This window comes from Sphingobium sp. HDIP04, from assembly GCF_000445085.1.
Taxonomy (GTDB): domain Bacteria; phylum Pseudomonadota; class Alphaproteobacteria; order Sphingomonadales; family Sphingomonadaceae; genus Sphingobium; species Sphingobium indicum.
The window spans coordinates 40,981-59,739 of record NZ_ATDO01000115.1; the positions used below are offsets into that span (position 1 = coordinate 40,981).

Annotated in this window: 10 protein-coding genes; 5 read left to right on the forward strand and 5 right to left on the reverse strand. The window is 62.8% G+C overall.

The window, feature by feature from the left end:
* Nucleotide 1 precedes the first annotated feature (1 nt).
* Genes trbF through L286_RS41360 form a run of 4 tightly spaced genes read left to right on the forward strand, consistent with a single transcriptional unit; the run spans nt 2 to nt 3,049 of the window.
* A complete protein-coding gene (trbF, locus tag L286_RS41345; RefSeq protein ID WP_443215030.1) occupies nt 2-685 on the forward strand; it encodes a conjugal transfer protein TrbF in 684 nt (227 codons plus the stop codon).
* Complete coding sequence (trbG, locus tag L286_RS41350; protein ID WP_020818573.1) at nt 682-1,695, forward strand: P-type conjugative transfer protein TrbG; 1,014 nt, start codon at nt 682-684, stop codon at nt 1,693-1,695. The genes trbF and trbG overlap by 4 nt, the downstream gene beginning before the upstream one ends.
* Nucleotides 1,696-1,724: 29 nt before the next feature.
* A complete protein-coding gene (locus tag L286_RS41355; RefSeq protein ID WP_020818574.1) occupies nt 1,725-2,825 on the forward strand; it encodes a TrbI/VirB10 family protein in 1,101 nt (366 codons plus the stop codon).
* Between the two features lie 2 nt (nt 2,826-2,827).
* Complete coding sequence (locus tag L286_RS41360) at nt 2,828-3,049, forward strand: DUF2274 domain-containing protein (protein ID WP_020818575.1); 222 nt, start codon at nt 2,828-2,830, stop codon at nt 3,047-3,049.
* On the opposite strand, the gene L286_RS41365 is transcribed toward L286_RS41360, so the two are convergent.
* A complete protein-coding gene (locus L286_RS41365; protein ID WP_020818576.1) occupies nt 3,044-3,673 on the reverse strand; it encodes a TetR/AcrR family transcriptional regulator in 630 nt (209 codons plus the stop codon). The genes L286_RS41360 and L286_RS41365 overlap by 6 nt on opposite strands.
* A gap of 207 nt (nt 3,674-3,880) precedes the next feature.
* Between L286_RS41365 and L286_RS41370 the strand changes: the two genes are divergently transcribed.
* Nucleotides 3,881-4,852: a LysR family transcriptional regulator gene (locus L286_RS41370; RefSeq protein WP_020818577.1), complete on the forward strand. Its 972-nt coding sequence runs from the start codon at nt 3,881-3,883 to the stop codon at nt 4,850-4,852.
* A gap of 59 nt (nt 4,853-4,911) precedes the next feature.
* On the opposite strand, the gene L286_RS41375 is transcribed toward L286_RS41370, so the two are convergent.
* The 4 genes from L286_RS41375 to L286_RS41390 are packed head-to-tail and all read right to left on the reverse strand — an operon-like array spanning nt 4,912 to nt 18,739.
* Nucleotides 4,912-8,208 (reverse strand): DUF499 domain-containing protein, encoded by a 3,297-nt coding sequence (locus L286_RS41375; protein WP_025161153.1) that lies wholly within the window; start codon nt 8,206-8,208, stop codon nt 4,912-4,914.
* A gap of 13 nt (nt 8,209-8,221) precedes the next feature.
* Nucleotides 8,222-11,026 carry a DUF1156 domain-containing protein gene (locus L286_RS41380; protein WP_021223869.1) on the reverse strand — a complete coding sequence of 935 codons (2,805 nt, stop codon included), beginning with the start codon at nt 11,024-11,026 and terminating at the stop codon, nt 8,222-8,224.
* Nucleotides 11,010-15,239 (reverse strand): sacsin N-terminal ATP-binding-like domain-containing protein, encoded by a 4,230-nt coding sequence (locus L286_RS41385; protein WP_020818580.1) that lies wholly within the window; start codon nt 15,237-15,239, stop codon nt 11,010-11,012. Before L286_RS41385 ends, L286_RS41380 begins: the two co-directional genes overlap by 17 nt.
* Nucleotides 15,236-18,739: a protein NO VEIN domain-containing protein gene (locus tag L286_RS41390; protein WP_020818581.1), complete on the reverse strand. Its 3,504-nt coding sequence runs from the start codon at nt 18,737-18,739 to the stop codon at nt 15,236-15,238. The genes L286_RS41385 and L286_RS41390 overlap by 4 nt, the downstream gene beginning before the upstream one ends.
* Nucleotides 18,740-18,759 lie beyond the last annotated feature (20 nt).

The window sequence follows — 18,759 nt, forward strand, 5'->3', positions numbered from 1 at the left end:
CATCTTCAGACGTCCAGCGACCCATTACGGCAAATCGCCCGAACCCGAGACGCCTTACCAGAAAGCCGCACAAGTCTGGGACGAGCGCATCGGCTCGGCTCGCGTGCAGGCCAAGAACTGGCGCTATATGGCCTTCGGCTCGCTGATCCTCTCGGCGGGCTTCGCTGCCGCGCTCGTTCTGCAATCGGCGCGAGGGACCGTCGTGCCCTGGGTGGTGCAGGTTGATAATCTCGGCCAAGCCCAGACCGTCGCCGCAGCCACCGCCGATTACCGTCCGACCGATCCGCAGATCGCCTTCCATCTTGGCCGTTTCATCGAGCAGACGCGCTCGATCCCGGCGGATGCCATCATCGTGCGCCAGAACTGGCTGCGCGCCTATGAGTTCACCACGGATAGGGGAGCGGCCGCGCTCAACGACTATGCCCGCGCCAATGATCCGTTCACCCGTGTCGGCCGCCAGCAGATCGCAGTCGAGGTTTCCAGCGTCATCCGCGCCTCGAACGACAGCTTCCGAGTCGCCTGGACCGAGCGCCACTACGAGAACGGGCAGCTTTCCACGACCGAGCGCTGGACCGCGATCCTGACCATCGTGATCCAGACTCCGCGCGATGCCGAGCGTCTGCGCGCCAATCCGCTCGGCATCTACGTCAATGCAATTTCATGGTCGCGGGAGATGAGCCAATGACCATCGCGTTTTCCCGCAATTCCGCCTTGTCGGTTTTCCGTAAACCCGCCTTCGCGGCTTTGTTGCTTTCGGCCACCATGCTGGCAGGCTGCGCCACCAACAAAGCGCCGCAGTTCAGCTATGATGCCGATGTGCCAGCGTTGCCCGTCGTGCCGACCGCTGTCACCGATGACCGGCCTCGGCCGCTTCACACGCCGCCGGCCTGGACGGTCGCACGCGGCGGAACTGCTGCCGGAACACCGGCAGGCCGCGTCGAGAACGCCAATGCCGCCGCCCGCGTCGAGCCGCGCCGCGAGGGTTACTATAACGCCATCCAGATCTATCCCTGGTCGGAAGGCGCGCTCTATCAGGTCTATGCTGCACCTGGGCAGATCACCAATATCGCGCTGGAGCCGGGCGAAAGCCTGACCGGCGCGGGACCGATTGCGGCGGGAGACACCGCTCGCTGGATCATTGGCGATACCGAGAGCGGGAGCGGTACGTCGCGCCGGGTCCATATTCTCGTCAAACCATCCCGATCCGACATCTCAACCAATCTCGTGGTGACGACCGATCGGCGCACCTACATGATCGAGTTGCGCGCCCGCGAGGCGCTCTATATGCCGTCCGTGTCCTGGTCATATCCTGCGCTGCCTGCCGGTCAGCGCCAGACCGTTCCCGCAGCACCCATCATCCCGGTCGAGGCGGCACGCAACTATCGTTACGGCCTGACCGGAGATACGCCGCCATGGCGACCGATTTCCGTCTTCGACGATGGTCGCCGTGTCTATGTCGTTTTTCCGCGCGGCATCGTGCAGGGAGAGATGCCGCCGATCTTCGTCATCGGTTCCGAGGGCGAGACCCAGATCGTCAATTCCCGTGTTCACCAGAACATCTTGATCGTCGATCGGCTGTTCGGAGCGGCTGAGCTGCGTCTTGGTAGCGGCAAGCAGCAGCAGACGGTCAGGATCGTTCGCATCGAGCAAAGGCAAGCTGCCCAGCCCGCCAAAACCGGGGAGCAATCGTCATGAGTGAAGAGGCTACCACCAACCCAACGCCGATGCGTCTGCGTGCCGAGCCGCCGCGCGTCACGCGCTTGTCGCGCAAGATGCTGGCCGGTGCCGGGGCTGTTGCGCTCCTCGGCATCGGCGGGGCGCTGATCTATGCGCTCCAGACGCGCGACATGAGCGGAAACGGTGAAGAACTCTATTCGACCGAGAATCGCGCCACGGCAGATGGACTGGCGGGTCTGCCGAAGGATTATACCGGGCCGGTCCTGGGGCCGGCATTGCCGGGCGATCTCGGTGGCCCGATCCTGGATGCCCAGAACCGGGGTCAGCCGGTCACGCCGCCCGCCATGGCGACGCCTGCCCGCGATCCTGCCGAAGAGCGCCGGCTTGCCGAAGAAGAAGCTGCGCGTCTCAGTACAGTGTTCTTCCAGTCCGGGCCAAGAGTGGCGACGACGCCTGGCTCCAATATGCCGGGCCTTGCTGGCCTTGACCTTGGTAGCCAGCCCGCAACACAGGACCGTCACACGGCATTTCTGAATGGGCCGGTGGAACGGCAGACCGTTGCCATGGATCGGATCATGGCGCCAGCCTCGCCCTACATCCTTCAGGCAGGGGCCGTAATCCCGGCGGCGATGATTACCGGCATCCGCTCGGACCTTCCCGGCCAGATCACCGCGCAGGTGACGGAAAATGTCTATGACAGTCCGACCGGCAGCCTGCTCCTGATCCCGCAGGGAACGCGCATCATCGGTCAGTATGACGCCGGTGTGCAGTTCGGTCAGCGCCGCGTGCTGCTGGTCTGGAACCGCCTGATTCTGCCCAACGGCCGCTCCATCGTGCTGGAGCGCCAGCCCGGTGCGGACGCTTCCGGTTATGCCGGGCTGGAAGATGGCGTTGACTACCACTGGTGGGATCTGATGAAGGCGGCGGGGCTGTCCACGTTGCTTGGCATCGGCACGGAACTGGCGACCGACGACGAGGATCGTCTGATCCGCGCCATCCGCGACGGAGCGCAGGATACCATCAATCAGGCCGGGCAACAGATCGTCCAGCGCCAGTTGCAGGTCGCGCCGACCCTGACGATCCGGCCGGGCTACCCGGTCAGGGTCATCGTTACCCGCGATCTCGTACTCGAACCTTACAGGAGCTGACCATGACGAAGCTGAAACTCGGCCCCCTCATCGAAGACAAGCCCGTGAAGGTGACGGTGGAACTGCCGGGGCCGCTGCACCGCGATCTTGTCGCCTATGCCGAAGTGCTGGCTCGCGAAACCGGCCAGCCCGCTGCCGATCCTGTCAGGCTGATTGTGCCGATGCTGGAGCGGTTCATTGCGACAGATCGGGGCTTTGCCAGCGCCCGAAGGTCTCGCTCATGAGGTGCCGAGCGAGTCATGGCGCGTCGCGGCGATGATTTCCATCAACGTATCGACGGCCTTTCGTGTCGCATCCCATTTGGTGGTCTGATCCATTTCCCGGTTCTGAAGGGTGAGGCTCACCGCGCCGTGTACCGTTGACCAGAACATGAAGCTGTAACGGCTCAGATCCATGCCGGGCAAAAAGCCTTGGTTCTGAGAGCAGCGAAGTCCCGTCAGCAATAGATTTAGTATCTGTCTTCCAGCTTCGCCCGACCATGGATCATCGCTGACTCCGAGCCGTGGCGGCGGTGTGAACATCAGCCGGTACAGCGTGGGGTTTTCCAACGCAAAGCGGACATAGGCATAGCTGCCGTCACGCAAATAGCCGAATGGATTGCCACGCATCTGCTGGAAGACGGCCAGCTTTTCCCTGTAGAGCTGGTTGAAACCTTCGTCCCGAACGGCGCGCAGCAAGGCGCTCTTGTTGCGGAAATGGCCGTAAAGCGCTGGCGCTGTGCAACCGATGGCGTGCGCGACCGCAGTCAGCGGTACGTCGAGGTCGCCACGTTCTGACAGCAGCCGGATCGTTTCGTCGATCGCGCGACGAGCAATATCAAGTTCTTGCTCTTTCCGGGGACGGGCCATTCGGATGCCTGTTGCAACTTGTCGTGAAAACTAAACGACATTTACTTTTTTCGTTGACGGGCCGGAAGTCAAGAAGCAGCATTCGATAACTGAACGTCGTTTAGTTTGAAGATGTGCGGAGAGCCGATGAACGCACACAGATCGATTTTCGCGTTGATGATGGCGGGGTGCCCGTCAGAAACCGAACGCTGTTTCGGATGATGCACCATGGCTGTGACCGGGAACAATCAGACCTCGCCTGATGATAGCCTCACGAAGGCCGTTGAGGGGAAACCCGGTGCATCTGCGGTCCGGCTGAACCAGTTGCGATATTTTGTTGCCGCCGTCGATCATGGGAGTTTTCGCAAGGCTGCTGCCGCGCTTTCGGTGCAGGAATCCTCCATCAGCCGACGAATCCGTGATCTCGAAGATGAACTCGGGGCGTCGCTTTTTATGCGACATGCTGGCGGGGTGCGGTTGACCGTTGCCGGGCGGGAATTCCTGCGCAACGCTCGCCATGCTCTTCGCCAGATCGATATCGGGGTGACAAAGGTGGCAGCGGTTGGCCGGGCGGAGCAAGGGCTGATCAAGGTCGGGATATTCTCGTCCCTCGCATCCGGTTTTCTGTTCGATTTGCTTCGAGATTATGGGTCACGCCATCCGAAGGTGCAGGTCGACATTATTGATGGAAATTCGCCCGAGCATGTCGCCGCTGTCCGCAAGCTTTATCTGGACGTCGCATTCATCACGGGAACGACAGCATGGGACGGATGCGAGACGGAGCATATGTGGTGCGAAAAGGTTTACGTGGTGCTGCCTGATGAACATCCGTTGGCGGGCAAGCCCGAACTTGGATGGGCCGATTTGGCTTCCGAGCGGTTCATCGTGAGCGATGTCGCGCCGGGACAAGAGATCCACGACTATTTGGTCGCTCACCTTGCTGGTCTCGGCCGCCACCTCGATATTCAGTCTCAGCAGGTCGGCCGCGACAATATCCTATCTCTGGTCGCTCTCGGTCGGGGCCTCACTCTGACGAGTGAAGCGACGACCGTCGCGCAGTTTCCGGGGGTCGCCTATCGGAAGCTTGCCGGTGAGGTGCTGCCGTTCAGCATGGTCTGGTCCGCGCAAAACGACAATCCAGCATGTCGGCGGTTATTAAGCTTGGCCCGGTCGATGGCGGGACCGGCCGGGAGAAAGTAGGATTTGTCGGCACATGCGATTGTGCCGACGTGTAAGGCTACCCCAAGTTGCGCCATCGGCTATTCCAGCGACTTTTCGATGAAGCCGAGCGTATTGGCGTTCTCGACCAAGGTTCGCACCTTGGAGCGCTCGAGTCCTTCAGGCACTTCCGCCTCGATCTCGAGCCTGAGTTTCACCTGACTGCCCGGAAGCGTGGTGAGCTGTTCGACGATCGCCTCTACAATCTGGTGGATGTCCCGGGCCGGACGATCCGGCGAGATCATCACGGTGCCGGAAAACCGCGTCGGCTTCTTTTCCGGCGCAGGCGTGGTCGGCGCGTCGTCCATTGGCGGCCCATCGGGCGCCGGCGTGCCACCACCCGGCCCCGAGGCTGTGTCGCCCGATCCAGGCTGCACCGGCGCCGGGCGGTGGGCTTCGGCCACCTCCGGTGTCACGATGACGCTGTCGCTGTCGATCACGACCGCGGCGCTGGCCGCCCGCTCGATCGCCAGCCCCAGATAGGTGCCGGCCCCCTCCTCCCATCGCTCGGCATAGGCGAACGGACCGGGCAGCATGCCACTCACCGCCGCATGCACCGTCTTGACCAGTACGTCCTGGCCCTTGAGACGCGGCAGATAGATGTAGCGGTTGAGATATTCCCGCAGGTCCTTGAGCGACAAATGCGGCTTGTCGTTCCAGATGTATTTCTGCAGGTCACGGTCGAGGCGCGACGGCCCCAATTCCGTCAGCAGGCCCTCCTCGGCCACCAGCTTCTTGCTCGCCCGGGCCAGCAGCCCGTCCTGCGCCGGAATCTTGCCCGACACCCATTCCCAATCCGCCTGCGCGCTTTCCTGGGCGGGATAGTGCAGATAGCACCACGCCTCTTTCAGGCGCGTCTTCATCGTCTCGTTCGCCTCGGTCAGCTTCGCCTTGGCCAGCGCACTGTCGCTCTGGGTGAGGTTCAGCCGCTCGGTGTCGCGCACGATCTCGCCCCACGCCAGGGACGCGCGCACGGCGTCTTTCAGATGATCGAGCTGGCGGGCCTCCGCAGCGATGAACACCAGCATGTTGCGATAGACGCGCGGCGTGCTGCCGCGCTGAGTGAGGATGTCCTTCGCCTCGACCAGCGCGTCCGAACCGTCGCGCCCGTTATGCGGATGCTGGACCCCCAGCACAACGACACGCACGCCGCCCGCCTCATCGGGGACTTCGGCTGACGAGGCCGGCGCGACCTGAACCGCGTCGAAATGCCCGCGATCGGCAAGCCCGTTCACGTATTTTCCGAGTTCGCTGTCGATCATCACATCGACCAGTGCCGCCTCGATCTGCGCCGCCTTGTCCGCTGCGATACGGTTAAGGCTCGCCGACATCGAGTACCAATAGCGGCCCAGATCGGCATGCATGAACTTGGCCTGATTGGTCAGCCGGCGCAGCGCATCGCCGAAGATCGCCGGACGCTCGCCCGGCTGCACGACACCGAGATTGATCTGTTTGTCGTCGAGTCCGGTGTTCTGCTGCTGATGCGTCGGCGCCGTACCCATGAAGATCGCGCGGGCGACGCGGCGCGTCGCCGAATAGCGGTTAAGGTTGGGCGCCGATTGATCGACCTTGTACGGGGTGGAGGCCGTGCCATCGACGTCGCCGGCGATAATCGACTGCCAGGTCACGTCGAGATAATGGAGCAGTTCCGGCTCCACGCGCGGCGAACTCACCGCAACGCTGCCCGGCATGATCATCACCGACGGGTCTGCGTTCATCCAAAGTTCGTGGATCGCCTGCGCCATCAGGCGCAGGACGCCGCGCGTGCGCTGGAACTTCTCAAGCGAACCCCAGCTCGTATAGAGCTGGTCGAACAGCTCGGGATGGATCGGATAGGCCTTCTCCAGCTTGCGCCGATAATCCTCATCCGCGCAGCCTTGCGGGAAATCGTTGGCGTTTTCCCGGTACAGCTTGGCGAACTGCTTCAGCGTGTTGTCGCGATGATGGAACTTGTCGCCGGGGATTTCCTTGAACAGCCGCCGCCGGACGATCTCATAGCTCTCTTCCTGGCTCGCCGGCCGCCACGAGGATTCCACGCGGCTGAAGGTCTGCTTGAGGCGCGCGAGCGCCTCCTGGCCGCCTTCGCCGCCCACCTCGATCTGAGACGCCGGCAAGGAGGCGACCAGCAGCGTGCCGGGGCTGGCCTTAACCGCCTCGGTCAGCGACTGAACGAACGACAGGTTCGCATCGAACGAGCCGGACGGCAGGCCCTCGACCTTGTAGATCTGGCGCAGATAGGCGACCCATTCATCGATCAGGATCAGGCACGGCGCATATTTCTTGAAGAGCGCCTCCAGAAGGTTGGAGCCTGGCGCAATGCCGCTGGCGTCATTTTCCGCCACCATGGCGAAGGCGTCTGCGCCGCCGAGCTGCCAGGCGAGTTCGCCCCAGGTCGTGCGGATCTTCAGGTCGCCTTCCGCGTGGAGCACGTCCTGCGGTCCTCGCGACGTGCCGACCAGGACCGCCCGATTGACGGCCTTCGGCACGGTCAGGCCGAGCTTGTCCAGCAACTGATCGAGGCCCGACAGGTCCTGCACCGGCGTCGGCCCGGCCATGTGATAGAGGGCCAGCATTGAGTGGGTCTTGCCGCCGCCGAAGTTGGTCTGCAGCTCGACGACCGGATCGCCCCCGCTGCCGGACAGCCGCTTGGCCGCGCCGATCAGCAGCGTGCTCAACCCTTCCGTCAGATAGGTGCGGCTGAAGAACTGGCGCGGATCGCGATATTCCGGCGGCGCGCTTCCCGAATGCACCTTGGCGAGGTCGGCCGCGAACTCTGCCTGCTGGAACTCACCGGTGGCGACATCCTGGTGCGGCTCGACCACCTCGCGCCACGGCAAGAGGCCGGCCACGGTCTCGACCGAAATTTCGAGGCGCTGGGTCTTCCGGCGTTCCTCATTGCGCGCCAGCTCGGTGAACTTGGTGCGCAGGATGGTGTCGCGCATCTTGCCGAGCTGCTCGGCCGTTTCCCCCGCGCTGATCGCCTCCATCAGCCGACGCATGGAATCGAGCGCGCGCTCGGCGTCGTCATAGGTGAAAGTCTCATTGTGCGACAGCTTGTTGCGCACGTCGCCCAGTTCGTTGACCAGCGAGCGCTCCGCACGGCCAAGAACGGTCTTGAACGCCTCAGCCCAGAACCGATCCATCGCGTTGAACAGCGCGGCCTGATCCCAGCCGACCTCGCCGTTGCTGTTCGGGCGCAGGTTCGGCAGCTTCTCCAGAACCTGGACCTGCCAGTGCCCCTTGAGGGAGGTCTCCAGCCTCTTTTCGACGAAGGGGATCAGCGCCGACGGCAGCAGCTCCATCCCCTCAAACACATATTGGCGCGTACTTTTTGCCACGTCCCGTTCCCCCTTAAATATCCAACCGGATCTGACGATCGCCGCTTGTGTCGTGAATGGCCGCCGCGGCCTTTGTCAGCTCGGTCCAGTCGGCGATCAGGGCGTTGTAAGCCGTGGCCTCCTTGGCATCCTTCCGCTTGTTAGCGCTGATGTCGTAAAGGCAGTAGGCGAGATCCTTCACGGCCTCGGCCTGGGTGTTGATCTTCTTCATCAGGACGGCGGTGTCGTGGGAGATGCCGTCCTTCTCGTGCAGGCGGACCAGGTGCTGGAGGCATTCCCACACCGTCAGGTGGCCATCACTTTCCGGCTCCCAATCCCCGGCGAGTTCGTCGCGAGAGAGAATACGGACCTTGCCGGCGGCGCTTTCGACGATACCGGCGTGCTTGACGCTATCGACAGAGATACCGCGCGCGGTGGCGATGCTGTTGGCCGTACCGTATTCGCCCTTGCCCATGCCATTCTGCTCAAACCAGGTGATGGCGAACCGCGTGTCCGCGTCGAACTCACCCTGGATGCCGCCGAGATATTCATCCAGTTCCCGGTTGATGAGCTGAAGTGCAGTTTTCACGCTCATCGGGCTGTCGTCGGATTCCAGCACGGCCTTGTAGCGTGAGAACACACCCATGCCGGGGCCGATGGCCGACTGCGGCATGTCTGCCGGCGCAATATTGGCAGCCTGAAGCTCGGCGATCGCCGGCGGCAGCTCGCGTTTCAAAGCACGGATGAATTCGGCACGTGAGATGATTTCGGCCGTGGCTTCCTTCTTTCGGCACACGAGAACGACCGAATTGGCGAGGGCGTTGGTGCCCTTGGCGATCAGCCGCCCGGGGCTTTCGGTACGAATGGGCCATGTGCCGAGCACAGAAAAACCAGCGGAAATAACCGCTTGCAGAAAGGTGGACCAGCCCGTTGAGCTGATTCCTTCCTGCTCAACTTCACTTTGCTTGAAAGCATAGTAGATCGTGGCGGGAAAATCTGCGGCCGTTCCGTCAGCCATTCTTCCAATTGCCGCCGTCATTCCTTCAAGGAAAAACTTCTCCGCAGCATCCGCACCGCCGTGCCGATAAGGGGTCGCAACCAATTCTTCAGTTTTCGGCGTCGCCAAAACACCGAAAATCGATGGGTAGATTTCTTTTAGACTAGGCTTGAGCCAGCAAAAGAAAAAATCTGAAAGGTCTGCGTATCCGATGTTGTCATAATAGGGCGGATCGGATGAAATTACCGTTCCAGCCTCATAAATCACTTCCCCAGCATTAACTTGTTTAACAGATCCAATTCCTGACGCGGGGAAATCTGCAATTGCCCTGCTGATCTTATCGACCGGCGTCGACCAATTCCCCCCTGAGTTCGAGAAGAAGTTGACTTCAGCATAATCCCAGACCATCGGAATCGCTTGGCGAGCAAAAGTTTCGCGCAGGGCTCCTCGATCGCTCATCCAGCTTGTCACGGTTGAGCCGAGGTTTGTTAATTTCGAGATCGCGAAAGCCAAATATACACTCACCGCCTCCGCATATGCCTTTGCACCATCACCACCATCACGCAGCGGGGCCGTGTTGGAGGATTTGCTTGCAGCCGACGCATCAACCTCGACCTGCGCACGCACCTCATGCACTAGGCTGCTAAAGGTATTCAGGGCCACCAACTGACGATCAGTGAATAGATCACCGAAGGTCGTGAGTCCGTAGTCTACCGTCCAGAAATTGCGAGGATCGTTCGGCAGGCTGGCCTCGGGCTTCCACGCAGGCTTTGCCGACAAGGCCAGCGTTCTGTGCATATCCGTAGGTGCAACATAAGCACGGGTGCGATGGCCTTCGGCGACGATCGCGATCAGCGTCTGGCCCATTTTACCAGCGCGTCCGTTGCTCTTCACATAGTCAGGGGTGATGGCGGTATCCGACATAAGGCATCGGAAATTCGCGCCACGACCCGCCTTGGTCCCTTCCTTAGCCGCGGCGATCTCGGCTTTGGTTCCGCCATGCCTAATCCGATAGGAAATGGTCTTGGCCTGCTTATCGACCATAGGCTCGACCCAAGCCTCCTTGCCGGTCTTGGTGCTGAGCAGGAAGCTTGAAGCGATCGGCACCTGGACGTTGGCAAACGCAGGATCGGGACTAGGCACCGTTCGCGCCCAGATCCAGGCAACTACTGTCGCTTGGCCGCCACCATATTCCTTGGACAGCTCCACCTGCGGATATAGATTCCCGATGCGCTCCCACGCCTTCTCGCGCATCCACTCGCCATAATATTTGACGTCCTCGGCGAGCCCCTCGGCGTTGCGGTAGAATTGCCGGTCCTTCGCGCCCGGATGGATGGGCTGCTTGTCCTTGAACCTCGGCGGGATCTCGATCATCGCCTTGCCGATCATCACCGCGACCGGGTTCAGGTCGGACCCATAAGCGGGCAGACCGAGGCGTTGCGCCTCCAGCGGGATCGAACCGCCGCCCGAGAACGGATCATAGACCGGCGGCAGCTCGCCGCCGCAGCTCTTGCGGATCTCGGCGCGGGCGCGTTCCAGCACTTCCTCCTTGGTCGAGTTCTCCCACACCACAAGTTCCTCAATGATGCCGAACAGGCGCTTGCGTTCGGCCTCCTGCGCTTCGGGCGTGGGGAATTTCCCGGGGTCGCTCGACGGATCATCGACAAGCTGGGCGAACAGCACCGCGCGGCACGCCGCCAGCGGCCGCCGCGCCCACCACATATGCAGCGTGGACGGATGCCCATGCCGGATGGACTTTTCGCGTGCGGAGGCGGCGTTGATCGCTTCAAGCGGGATCGCAACCTCAATCAATTTCTTCTTGGTGTTAGTCGTCGAGGTCATAAACCAGCCTGTAGGTTGCGGGATGGATGGTCAGTTCGCCGCCGTCGCGCAGGGCGCGCAGGCGGGCGCCCGTCATCTCGACGGGACCACCCTCCGGGTTGATAAGAATGAAGGAATAGAGGTCCGGCTTCTGGTCGAGCAGCCCCCAGAGATCGGCCTCGAGCTGGAGCGGTTCGTGCTCCAGACAATGGTCCTTGGGATAATAATGCCGCAGAACCTCGCCGCATGCCGAGCGGCGCTCCCACGGAAAACGTGTCCCGTTGGCGCGACCGATCCAGCTCCCGTCCGCATGGAAAAAACGGTCCTCGCCGTCAGCCTTGTAGCCTTCAGCCAACGCAAACCGCGCCATGACACTGGGGCGTGGCGGCTTCGGCGCGACGCGGGGCCTGCTCGCCATCTCCGTCTCGATCAGCTCTCGATCCGGTTCCACGGTTGGCGAGACGGGCTCAGGCTGCGACGCCGGCTCATCTTCGTCCGCCAGGAGGAGATCATCCGCATCCGCGGGCTCGGCATCACCGCGTTCGTCTTCCGCGACCTGGTCGACGCCATCATCATCGCCAGGTTCGGCAGGGAGTTGGACTTCGACGATCGGAGCGGCGGCGATGTGCTGGGGACCGAGCGTGAAATTCTCCTCGAGATACTCCCTGATATCCTCGGGCGAGCGCTCGAACGCATAGGCCAGCGCCGCGCGAATATCCGCGCTCAGAGGCCTGCCGATCTCTTCCGGCACGCGCTTGGCGAGCTTGGCCTTCGTCAGCGGGCTAACGAACAGCTTGCGGTCGAGCCACAGGATGTCGGTGAGCCGCGCTGTGCCTGCGGGCACACCGTCCAGGTAGGGGATGACTTCCAGCTTGGGGGTCTGAACCCAGCTCGTCGCAGCAATCGCTTCCGCCAGCACACGCACACGCTCGGTCTCGGCGGCATCGGCAAGCTCGATCCGTCCAAGCTGGGTGCCGAACGCCGTCAGCCAGGCGCGGCGATCCTCCATGCCGGCGAGCAGCGACGGCTGGTTGAAGCGTTCTTCGACGAGATCCGACAAGGCCGGCAGGGCCGAGAACGGCGGCGCGTGCACCGTCTCTCCCGACAGTCGCTGAAAATCGGCGGTCTTGCGTTTGACCCATTCGTGCAGATGGCTCCACCGGAACAGGGTCTGCATGCTCAGGCCATAGCCGAGCGTCTCGACCGGCGCCCACTCGCCCACGAGGTTCAGCCAATGTCCGCGCTCTTCCCAGATGCGGGTCGGGTATCGGACCAGCAGGGTCCGAACTCGCCGGGCGTCGTCGGAGGACAGCGCCTTTCCCGAGGCCAGCGTTCCGAGCCATTTCAGCGCCAGATCCGCAGACGGACGGTCGGCGACGCCGATGCGATGCCACAGACTGAGGTCGAGCACGGACACGCGCACAACGGCGGCGCCGGGAACATCTTCCTCGTCGCCGGTCAGGAAGACGCCGCCGGACGTGGCCCATGTGCCGTCATGGGCGAGGATCAGCTTCTCGGTCTTGAAGGCGCTCCTGATGTTCTGCGCATCTGTGGTCGAACAACCGTCAAGCATCTGGTCCAGACGACGATACCATTTCTCGACCTCATGCACCGGCGCCCTGTCGGATTTTGCCAACGCGCGCAGTCGGTCGAGCAGGCGTCCGGGGCCGCTCGGCGTACTGCGGACGCCGAGAAGGTCGAGGAGCGGGCGTGTCGTTTCCCGGTCGAGCAGCCCATGCACGAAGGGCTCGACATCGATCAGCGCCTCCGTCTCCGGCGTCCTGCGCACCAGGTCCGCCGGGAGCTGCATCATGTTCCGCGTATCGGGAAGACAGGGTTTGGCCCTCAGCTTCAGCAGCCAATCCGCCAGCAAAGGCTCCGACGTCACCGATCGTGTCGATCCCGTGGTCGCGACCTGCGACAGGCGAGCACCCGCGGCCCGCGACCAATAGGTGTCGCGCTGATCCAGAATCTTGCCGACGATCTTGGTCCAGATGCCCGCGTCATCCTTCGACAGCGCCTCCCAATGCCTCCAGTAGTCGGCAGAGAAATCCCAACTCTCAATGACGAACTGGTTGGTGACGTAGGGATAGTAAAGCGTCCCGCGTGCCCCACGCGCCTGGGCTTCCGCCGTGAGCTGTTGTCGCCCGTAGATGCTTTGACGCTTCTGGACGAACGGTATGAACCTCAGGAGGCCGGAGCGACCGGATCCGATCCAGCGAAGCCAATCCTCCCGCGAGCAGGATTTGAAACCGGCCACATAGTCTGCGTGCAGAAGCTGCGCTTTCCGGACCGAATCCGGCAGCAAACCTTCCAAAGCGCCATTTTCGTCGAACAACACGCCCTTGTCGATCGCCCGGAGTTTCAGATCGGCGCAGGCAAACCGGAAGGAGTCGCCAATGGAGACGCCGAGCTTGGCCGCGATTTGGGCGAGTTGAACACACTCGGCGAGCTTCGGTTGCCCGGAGCCGAAATAGTCGGCGGCGACGCGCTCGATCACAGCGTTGACGTCGCTCGTTCCGTCTAGGCCGATCTCCTCCAGCACCGCGAAGGCCGCCTCGACAGTGTCGTTGCGGCTTTCTCCCTCCGCCTTGTCGCGGCGCTGTTCGGCAAGAAACCGGGTCCAGTTCTGGTTGAGGACGATCAGATGGCTAGCGAGAAACTCCCAATCTTCCTCTGACTGGAGCAGCTTCTTCTCACCGAGCCGCACGATTTCCGACGCCGCATACAGCACCTCCTTGCCCTGCACCGGCACGATCCGCAGGGCGTCGGCGTCGTGACACTGCCAGCCCGTCACCTCGGGCGCGATATAGGCCCACAGGTTCAGCAGGTGCCACCAGGTAGCAGGTCGTGGCAGGTGATTGCTGCGCAGACGCTCAAGCAAATCCGACTTCGAGAACTCCTCGACCAGACCCCAATGAACGAGTGTGGTCCGGTTCCTGGCCGATACGTGCCTGCACAGCGCCGGCCGGGACTTGGCGTCGAGCAACGCCATAGCCTGGTCGGCCGGCCAGATGTCGAAAATCGGCCGCGGAACGGTGATCGCGGCCTTGGCGCCGACCAGCTGCCCCTCTTCGGTCAGAAGCATCGGCCGGCCATCGATCGCGGCGTCAAACGCCAGTTCGACGATCGCGCCGCATGCCCCCTCAAGCGTGGCCGCCTCACGGTCCACGTCGGGCAGCAGGCCATAGGCGTCCGACCGATCCTGTGCGCTCGTCCTCGTCTGCTCCAGCCACTCCACCATGGCGCTGGCCGCGAGCTCGCCAGCCCGTTTCAGCAGCCAACGATTGGTTGGCGAAGTCTCCGGATCCTTGATCTTGAGGCGCGCCGGGTCCTGAATGAAGGGCGCATTGCAGGCGAAGGGGAGCGCCGTTTCAACCCCGGTCGGCAGAACGACATAGAGTCTGCCCTTCGCGCCCAGCACGATCTCGACCCGGCAGGGCGGGAAATCACCACTGTCTTCAGCGCCCAGCATCCGCTCATTACGGATCTCGTCGAGCGCCTCGTCCGGAAAGGCTTCCTCGCCCGATCGCACCAACAGGAAGGGATCGTCCGCCTTCTCATCCAGGGCCATCCATTCGCTCTCGGCGATGGGGCCGGGTCCAAGGCTCTGCCAATGCACCTCGCTGTCACCGATCCGCAAGCGGCGGATTGTCTTGAAGAAGAGCAGCGAAACCGGGCTCTTCAACCATTCATCGAGGTTCTTTTCGACCTCCCGCCGCAACCGCGCATCGGCAATCGCTACTTCGACGCGCGTGACGCCCGACGTCAGATTGCGGCCGTCGATCCAATGCGGCTGGGTGAACCGTGCGCGCTCGAAGGCGACCGCCAGGGTCGGCGTGACAAGCTCGACACGATCGCCCAGGCTGAAGGTGCTCTTGAACCCGATCCCTCGAAACCCGATCGTGTGAAGGGCTCGCTTGTTGGAATAGCCGAAGCGGCAGATCGAGGCGAAGTGGGCCTCGATAAAGTCCTCGCCATTGTGCTCGAACACGAAGCGTTCATTCTCGATCGACACACAGGCTTCGCTGGCGCCGGCATCGTCGGCGTTCTGGAGCAACTCAGAGAGGATATGGCGAGGGCTCTGGACCTGCTTGAAAAGCTGGTGCCAAGGCCCTGCAAGTTCAGGATCAGCCTCAAGCTGATCCCATCGCTTGGTGGCGCGGTCCTGGATCGGCTGGAAATAGTCGGGCCACGCGGCGGGCGCCGTCGCCATCTGGGAGGTCGCCGTCATAGCGGCGCCTCTGCGCGCTCCAGCAAGCGCCGCAGGTCGAACTGGATCGCGGTTTCGAGGAAGGACGGTTCCCGCTCCACGAGCGGGCCGCACACATAGCGAGGCGCCTGAGCAACGTCGGCGTTGACGGAGACGATCGCCAGGATGAACTTCTCCGGCTCATGCAGGGAGGTGATGACCTCCTGCCGCGTGACCATCACGCTGTCCGCGCCGTCGATACGGCCCTTGACCTCGATGAAGCGCAGATGCCCCGACTTCGGATCGTGCGAGGCGATGTCGTAGCCGATCTTCTGGGCCGAGACATCAGCCGGCACATTGCCCAGCGCGCGCTCCGCCGCCATCACGGCTTCCATCGCCGCAAGCTCGATCCGTCGCCGCGCGGCGGGATCTTCGGCGAAGTGGTTCGGGACGCCTGGCGCCTGACGCGCTTCGAGCAGGCCGCGCGGAATGACGACCATGCCGCCCCGCACGCGCGGCGGCTGCGATGAGATGAACCGCTCGCGCTCAAGATGGTCCATGCGGCGCTTCTGCCGTTCCGCCAGATCTTCCGCCCGGCGTTGGGCGTTCTGCCAGTTCACCCGCGTCTTCTTGCCGGCGCGCTCTTCCTCCTTCAGCTCGAAGGCGCGCGCGTCCCAGTAGTTGATCTCCTTCTTGAGCCGCGCGCGAACTTCCTGCTCGACCTTTTCGATCTCGGGCAAACGCCGCGCCTTGACCTCGCCGACATGACCCTGGGCGAGCTCGACCGTCGCGAACCGGATCGCGGCCTTTTCCAGATCCGTAGTCAACCAGCTCTCGTCCAGGAGATCGCGGACACTGGCGACCTCCTCCGGCGTGGCAGGCCGCAGATTCAAATGCGGTGCGATGCCCGCGTTGACCGTAGCGCCGGCCTTGTCGATGGCGGCGAACTGCAATCGCTGCGAAATCACATGCGGTTTGCCGGCGCTGGTCACACGTCCGTCCTGGACGCTGTGCTCCAGCAAGAAGATCGCCGACAGCGCGTCACCGGCGTCGGTGTCGTCCACCAGAATCGCCCCCTGGCGCATGATCTGCTCATATTGTTCGCGGATCAGGCTGATCACCGCTTCGAGCAACGGATGGCCGGGGCAGACGAAGGCGGCGACCGGCTGCTGGTTGATCTTGTCCTTCTCGAAACAGATCCGCTCATATTGCGTCTGGATCGGCGCGCCGGTCCCGATCTGACGATCCCGCTCGCGGATGCGCACGGGCACATGGGCGATTTCCCAACGCCCTTCCTCTCGGCGCTTGATCCGGCCGCCCAGATGCTGGAACGCCTCGACAAAGAAGCTCTGGATATGGTGCGGCTGCAGGCGCAGCGCCTCGGCCCGCTCCATTTCCAGGCGCAGTTCCTCGACCCTGGCCTCCGGCATGGTGTCGTTGGTCAGCGCCCGGCGACGCAGCAGTTCCAGCAGATGTCCCTGATCGACGGCGCCATCGACTTGCTGGAAGAGGCGCGCCTTGACGTCTTCCTGCTCACCATACTGGATCGCCTCGAACAGCAGATCCTTGAGCGCCACGCCGTCGAACAATTCCCCGAGCACGTCATAGACACGGCCGCCCAAGGCCTCGCGCGCCGCCTCGAGCTTTTCCAGCAGCCGCGCATAGACCTCACCCTCGCGCGTATCGGCGGCGACGAGATTCCACAGATGACACACCTCGGCCTGGCCGATGCGGTGGATACGGCCAAAGCGCTGTTCAATCTTGTTCGGGTTCCACGGCAGGTCGTAGTTGACCATGAGATGGCCACGCTGAAGGTTCACGCCTTCGCCCGCCGCGTCGTTGGCGATGAGGACCAGCATGTCCTTGTCCTGCATGAAGCGCTCGACGACCTTGCGACGCTCTTCACGCGACACCCCGCCATGGATCACTTCGACGGCCTCGGGATTGCCAAGCCGCGCCCGAACCTTGTCAAGCAGGTAATGGAGCGTGTCCTTGGGCTCGGTGAAGATGATCAATTTACGACGGTTGCCGGCCGCATCGATCATGAGATCGTCATCGAGGATGCGATTGAGCTGGCTCCACTTCGTGTCCACGCCCGAGCGCAAAACGCCGAGCGCCATGGTTTCCAGACCCTTTAGCGTCTCGACTTCCAGGGCGAGTTGCTCGACCGTCTCCGCCGTCGTCGCGCCCGTCGAGATCAGATCCTCAAGCTCGTCGATCTCCTCCTGGCCATATTCCTCGATGTTGCGCAGCATGTCGGCGTTGACCGCCGGTTCGCCCATGCCCGACCGACGCCCCTTGGCGGCAAGACGCGCCTCGCCCAGTTCGTTCTCGAGCCGTTCGCGCCGGCGCTTGAGCGACTGGTAGATGGCCGCCGGCGACGATGCGAGACGCCGCTGGAGAATCTGCAAGGCGAAGCCGACATTGTTGCGCTTCTTCCCGTCGCCCTCGGCGAAGCGCTGCACCCGGTTCATCTCGGTGCGCACATATTCGGTGACGGCGGAGTAGAGCGCGGCCTCCCCTTCCGAGAGTTGATACTTGACCGTGCGCGCCCGGCGCTCGGGGAAGAGCGGCCGGCCATCGAACTTGAGCAGCTCCTCCTTGGTCAGTCGCCGCATCATGTCTTCGGTATCGGCATAGTGGACGCCGTCGCGGAACCGGCCTTCGAACCGGTCGCCGTCGAGCAGCGCCATGAAAAGCTGGAAGTCCTCTTCCTTGCCGTTATGCGGCGTCGCCGACATGAGCAGCAGATGCCGGCAGACCTGGCCGAGCTTCTGACCGACCTGATAGCGGCGCGTATATTTGACCTCGCCGCCGAAATAGGTGGCCGACATGCGATGGGCTTCGTCGCAGATGATCAGGTCCCATTCGCGCGCGCTCATGAGCTTCTCCTGAAGCTCCTCGTTGCGCGCCAGCACATCGAGACGGACGATCAGCCGATCCCGGTCGCTGAACGGATTGCCCGACCGCGAGTTCTCGATCATGTCGCGAGAGAGAATGTCAAATTCGAGATTGAACTTCTGGCCGAGTTCGTCCTGCCACTGCTCGACCAGACTGCCCGGCGCGACGACGAGACAGCGCTCAAGATCGCTGCGGGCGATCAGCTCCTTCATCAGCAGCCCAGCCATGATCGTCTTGCCGGCGCCGGGATCGTCGGCGAGGAGAAAACGCAACGGCTGACGCGGCAGCATTTCGCCATAAACGGCGGAGATCTGGTGCGGCAGCGGATCGACCAGGCTGGTGTGAATCGCCAGATAAGGATCGAAATAGTGCGCCAGCTTGATGCGGTTGGCCTCTGTCACCAGTCGCAGCAAGGCGCCATCGGCGTCGAACGACCACGGCCGCCCGTTCTGCTCGACCTCAAGACGGTGCTCGTCGTCCCGATAAAGAACCGCCTCGGCGACCGCGCCATTGTGATCGCGGAAAACGACATTGACCGCCTGATCGCCGATCCAGTCGACCGAAATGACATGCACAGCCTGCGCCGAGGCCACGCCCCGCACGGATGCGCCGTTCTTTATGTCCTCAAGCCTTGCCGCCATCAGTCAGCGCCCCCGTTTCG

Excerpts from the sequence above, each read along its gene's own strand:
- trbG (WP_020818573.1), top strand. The coding sequence starts at position 682 with ATGACCATCGCGTTTTCCCGCAATTCCGCCTTGTCGGTTTTCCGTAAA.
- L286_RS41355 (WP_020818574.1), top strand. The coding sequence starts at position 1,725 with ATGCGTCTGCGTGCCGAGCCGCCGCGCGTCACGCGCTTGTCGCGCAAG.
- L286_RS41360 (WP_020818575.1), top strand. The coding sequence starts at position 2,828 with ATGACGAAGCTGAAACTCGGCCCCCTCATCGAAGACAAGCCCGTGAAG.
- L286_RS41365 (WP_020818576.1), bottom strand. The coding sequence starts at position 3,673 with ATGGCCCGTCCCCGGAAAGAGCAAGAACTTGATATTGCTCGTCGCGCG.
- L286_RS41370 (WP_020818577.1), top strand. The coding sequence starts at position 3,881 with ATGGCTGTGACCGGGAACAATCAGACCTCGCCTGATGATAGCCTCACG.
- L286_RS41380 (WP_021223869.1), bottom strand. The coding sequence starts at position 11,026 with ATGACCTCGACGACTAACACCAAGAAGAAATTGATTGAGGTTGCGATC.
- L286_RS41385 (WP_020818580.1), bottom strand. The coding sequence starts at position 15,239 with ATGACGGCGACCTCCCAGATGGCGACGGCGCCCGCCGCGTGGCCCGAC.
- L286_RS41390 (WP_020818581.1), bottom strand. The coding sequence starts at position 18,739 with ATGGCGGCAAGGCTTGAGGACATAAAGAACGGCGCATCCGTGCGGGGC.